General features: G+C 64.3%; 4 protein-coding genes. 1 reads left to right on the top strand and 3 read right to left on the bottom strand.

Translation table 11 applies throughout. The annotated features are described in order from the left end of the window. Window positions 1-219: 219 nt before the first annotated feature. From EBE87_RS27365 to EBE87_RS27375, 3 genes are all read right to left on the bottom strand, one after another. A protein-coding gene (locus EBE87_RS27365) for an IS5 family transposase (RefSeq protein WP_120640823.1) occupies window positions 220-1025 on the bottom strand; the annotation gives its coding sequence in 2 pieces (ribosomal slippage) (window positions 220-689 and window positions 689-1025; 807 coding nt in all). Between the two features lie 200 nt (window positions 1026-1225). Further along, a complete protein-coding gene (locus EBE87_RS27370; RefSeq protein ID WP_233553462.1) occupies window positions 1226-2611 on the bottom strand; it encodes a cation:proton antiporter in 1386 nt (461 codons plus the stop codon). A 253-nt stretch (window positions 2612-2864) separates the two neighbouring features. Next, window positions 2865-3278 carry a hypothetical protein gene (locus tag EBE87_RS27375; protein ID WP_120640825.1) on the bottom strand — a complete coding sequence of 138 codons (414 nt, stop codon included), beginning with the start codon at window positions 3276-3278 and terminating at the stop codon, window positions 2865-2867. Window positions 3279-3873: 595 nt separating this feature from the next. On the opposite strand from EBE87_RS27375, the gene EBE87_RS27380 reads away from it, so the two are divergent. Beyond that, window positions 3874-4374, top strand: a complete 501-nt coding sequence (locus tag EBE87_RS27380) for a transposase (RefSeq protein WP_158601052.1) — start codon at window positions 3874-3876, stop codon at window positions 4372-4374. The last annotated feature ends 450 nt before the right edge of the window (window positions 4375-4824 follow it).

Raw genomic sequence — 4824 nt, forward strand, 5'->3', positions numbered from 1 at the left:
CATCCAACGCCTCTCCACTAAATCGAAGCAAGTCCACCAGCCGCCTGTCCGGTTTAATGGGGAGCACTCCACGGAACCGGCCCCCGGGTCGACAGTCAGGTCCTTTTATCCGACTGGCTGGAGACCATCGCCTCGAAGGACCTGACGGGATGGCGGTGGAAGATCGACCGCAGTGTGATGCCCAATGAACTGATGATCACGGAGCGGCGCCAAGAGCACTTAACAGAACCTGCGGATCTGGTTGAGACAGACGAGGGCGCAGGCGAGTGTGGTGAAGGCCAGGTGGATGTCGGCGCGACGTTCGTAGCGGATGGCAAGACGGCGGAAGCGGTTCAGCCAGGCGAAGGTTCGCTCGATGACCCACCTGTGCTTGCCGAGCCTTTGGCTGCTCTTGATGCCGCGCCGGGCAATCCGCGGAGTGACGCCCCAGGCGCGGCACTCCTGGCGGCAGCGGCGATGATCGTAGGCCTTGTCGGCGTGCAGTTTGCCGGGCCTGCGGCGAGGGCGTCCCCGTCCTCCAGTCCGAACGCGCGGTACGGCATCCAGGGTGGCGGCCAACATGCGACTGTCGTGGCGGTTGGCGCCGCTGAGTGTCAGGCCCAACGGCGTGCCGCGGGCGTCCGTGACGAGGTGACGCTTGGTGCCCGGCTTGCCACGATCCGTCGGGTTGGGGCCGATCTCCGCGCCCCCTTTTTGGCCCCGATGCTGGCGCTGTCGAGGGCGGCCCGCGACCAGTCGATCGCCTCCGCCGCCTGCAGGCGCTCCAGCAGCACCCGGTGCAGGCGGCTCCACACACCCGCTTCCTGCCAGTCGCGCAGCCGACGCCAGCAGGTCATGCCTGCCCCGCAGCCCATCTCCACCGGCAACCGCTCCCAGGCTGTCCCAGTGGTCAGGACAAACACGATGCCAGTCAGCACAGCCCGGCCCGATAGCCGAGGGCGACCGCCCCGTGGCTTGGGCCGTTCGGGCGGCAGCAGCGGCGCAACCGCCGCCCAGAGATCATCGGGAACAAGGGGCTTTGCCATGCCCCATCAACGCCGCTCAGCAGATTTCGTTAGACGCTCTAAATGCGTCGGAAGCGTCGGCCCGTGCCTGGTCTGCCGGGTAAGGAAGACTTATCGTGCGCGGCCATCATCCCCCGCGAGAAGGGGTGTTGTCGCGCGCAAGAGAGTGATCAAAGAACGGTCCAGGTGATTTCCTTCCAGGCTGGGACCCCAAGTCGCTGCTATTTCCGCGAGGCTGGGCCCTGTAAGCCAGGCGGCGGCGTTGCTTCCTCGCCGTCCGGGTTTCGACCTTGAAGACGGTCGAGCGAGCGCATGGCCGGCGTGACGGTCAAGCCATGCAACAGGACAGACAAGAGGACCACAAGCCCGATCAAGCCCCATAGCTGCTCGGCCTTGGCCACCTCCATGTGGTTCAGGCCATAGGCCAGATAGTAGATCGAGCCGAGGCCGCGGATGCCGAAGAAGGCCAGCGTGAACTTCTCGCTTCCGCTGGCTGTGAAGCCGATCAGGCTGACCAGCCCAGCCACCGGGCGGATCACGAGCAGAATGGCCACCGCGATCCCCGCCTCGGTCCAGGACACAGGCGCCAGCAGGCCGCTGACGAGCGCGCCGCCGAACAGCAGCAACAGAACCATCATGGCGAGGCGCTCAATCTGCTCGGTCACCTCGTGCATCCGGCTCTGGAATTCGTGCTCCCGATGCGTATGGCGGAAGGTCAGTGCCGTGATGAAGACGGCCAGGAAGCCATAGGAGTGGATGATTTCCGTCAGCCCATAAGAGACCAGGGTGGCGGCCAGCCCGATCAGCCCATCTCCTGTCCTGACCAGCTTGTTCTCAGCCGGGACGTGGAAAGTAAGCCAGCCGAAAGCACGGCCGACGAGCCAGCCGCCAACGACACCGGCGCCGATCTCCCAGAGCACGCGGTAACTGAACCATTTAGCGAACCAGGGCTCACCGGCGAGCGCGACGGTGGCCAGGGCGATAGCCAGATGCACAAAGGGAAATGCCAACCCATCGTTGAAGCCGGCCTCCGACGTGAGGCCGAAACGCACCTCGTCCTCCTCGCCGCTCTTGGGTGGCCCGACTTGCACATCGGCCGCCAGAACCGGATCAGTAGGCGCGAGGCTGGCTGCCACCAGCAACGCGACTGCCCAGGGCAGGCCCATACCCCATCCAACCAGACCAGTGATGGCGGCGATACTCAGCGGCATCGCGATCGCCAGTAGGCGCCACGTCACCATCCAGCGACGCCAGTTGAAGACGCGGTCCAGCTTCAAACCGGCGCCCATGAGCGCGATGATCACCACGAACTCGGTGAAGCGCTCTGTGATCTCGGGATAGCGCAGCGGCAGCGGCTGCAGCGCAATCTGCGGCAGCGAGAACAGTGCTGCGCCGAGGCCGACGCAGACGATCGGCAATGACAAGGGCAGGCGCTTCAGCGCGAGCGGCAGCCAGGCGACCAGGGCAATGAGGATGCCGAAGCCTGTGAGAACCAGGATGTAAGGATCGGGTAGCCAGCCGCTGTATGCCATACAGCCCCAACGCTCAACGGCATCTATGTTTTGCCACGCTTGAATGGCCGTCACGCAAAGCCGGATTTCCGCCACGACCACAGCACCAGGGACATGTCCGATGCCTTCCAGAGTAAGCTGAAGTTCCTGAGCATGGAGAACGCGCTAACCTTCGTGCGGGCATCCGAGGATGGCTGCGCAATGCTGAACTGGTCCGCTGCAGCGCCGCCTGGGTCTACCGCCAGTTTATGTGGAATACGGCTGGCAAGAGGAAGAAGAGGGCCGCTGCGCGAGCTCGCGCGGCGTCGGACCTGCTGGGGTCGGCGTGTCGACCAAGCCGTCGAGCAGCTTACTCACCGCATGCTGGTCCTGCTCGACGGCGGCGCGTTCGCCATCGGCGAGCGGGATCAGCGCCAGCCTGCGGTCGATGTCTGATCTTGCCTCCAGCAGCTGCGCCTTGGCGCTCGGCTTGGTGCTGTAGAAGTCGCAGCGCGCAGGCCATCCGGTGCGGGCACTGCTCGAAGAACGTGTAGCTGCAGTAGCCATGGCCGAGGTCGTAATGCTGCCAGGGCCCGCCTGCGGCGGCTGTGCCTTCCAGCACGGCCTGACGGTCGATCAGCACTTCGATGGTGGGCACGTTGCGGGCGAAGTAGCCGGCGTCGGTGCAGGTCTTGGTCAGCGTGTTGGGGGTGATCTCGGCATAGTGCTGGGTCGTCTCGGGCAAGCGGTGACCGAGCCAGGCCTGTAACTCGAACAGGGTCATCGGCTCCTTGGCGTTGTAGAGCTGGCTGGCGATGGTGGCTCGCGCGGTGGCTGGTGATGCGGCCACGGACGTCGCTGGGCGAGACGCCTGCCTTGCGGCAAAGCATCGGGACGATGCTGCCGTTGATGTACGTGCTGGCAACCGGGCGGGCACGATAGGCGAACAAAAGGTCCACGTGCTCGCCCGTCTTGCGGTCCGCCATAGGCGGCTGCTCCAGGCGCACCTTCTCTCAAGCCTCGATGGCCCGACCCATGAGAGGAGTAACGGGCTTGGTGGAGTTACCCTATCAAACCGGACACGGCAGCGCAGGCAGGCTAAACACTACGTCCACCAGACCGGCAGCAGCTCATTCCGCACCCTGGTGTTGCAGGCACTCTACAGCCTCTCGGATGAGCAGTCAGAATTCTAGCTGCGCGACCGGCTGTCCTTCATGCGCTTCGCGGGCCTCGGCCTGCATCAGGCGGTGCCGACGCCAAGACGATCTGGCTCTATCGCGAACAGCTCAAGCAGGCCGGTGCCATGGAGGGCCTGTTCCGCTGCTTCGATGAGGTGTTGGCGGCCAAGGGCTATCTGGCCATGGGCGGGCAGATCATTGATGCCACCCGAATCGCCGCGCCAGAAACTCACTATTGAAGAGAAGGCCATCATCCGCGACGGCGGCACGCCGGAGGGTTGGTCCCGCGCCAAGCGCGCGCAGAAGGACCGGGATGCCCGCTGGACGCTGAAGCGCGGCAGGACCAAGCCTAGACCAGAAGGCACGCAGCGTCAGGCCATTCTGATCGCGGTGCCAGCCTTTGGCTACAAGAGCCATATCGGCATCGACCGGCGGCATGGATTGATCCGCAGCTGGGCGGTCACCGATGCTGCCCAACATGACAGCCGTAGCTTCGCTGGCCTGCTGGATCCCGAGAACACCACCAGCCGCGTCGGGGCGGACACCGTCTACCGCACCAAGCGCAACCTGGAGGTGCTGGAACGCCGCGGCCTGTCCAAGAGGACGCGGTGTTATAGCCGGCTCGTCCCCACCACGCCGGTTCCTGCCGCAGATAAGCATGATACCCGCCATAGCTCAGCTTCGCTGACGGCTCAGGAGTGAAGAGCCCGCCTGCGTAGCCGGATCAATATAAGATAGCTCGCGTTGGGGCAGGTGATTAGCCGCCCGTCCGCGGCTTACCCGTGTCTGGGATGATTTCCGCTTCGGGCTGGCCTTTTACCCTAATGTTCACGGGGCCGCCGGGACCCGGGTCGCCGGCAACCCGATTGTTATTGTCGCCCGGCTTGAGGTGGTAGCTCGCCGGATCGAGCCCCGGATTGTTAGGGTCGGTCTGGTCCTTCTTGACGTCGTGAGGACCCACACTGGTCGGACGCCCAGTTTCAGGTCCATGGCCCCAGTTCTTGTAGCCTTCTCGCCAAGCTGATTTGCTCACGCTGGCCTACTTTCATGAGGACAATGCTGTTGTCCGAGGCTCAGGGCCTATTAATGAGCCTCTTGAGCTTTGATCTTGCTGTGATTCCATGGCGTCGGAGGTGCTGCCATGGCTGACCT

This window comes from Teichococcus wenyumeiae (assembly GCF_003696345.1).
Classification (GTDB): domain Bacteria; phylum Pseudomonadota; class Alphaproteobacteria; order Acetobacterales; family Acetobacteraceae; genus Pseudoroseomonas; species Pseudoroseomonas wenyumeiae.

What these genes read in the sequence shown, in the direction of transcription:
- EBE87_RS27375 (WP_120640825.1), bottom strand. Translation starts at nt 3,278, where the DNA reads ATGACCCTGTTCGAGTTACAGGCCTGGCTCGGTCACCGCTTGCCCGAG.
- EBE87_RS27380 (WP_158601052.1), top strand. Translation starts at nt 3,874, where the DNA reads ATGCCACCCGAATCGCCGCGCCAGAAACTCACTATTGAAGAGAAGGCC.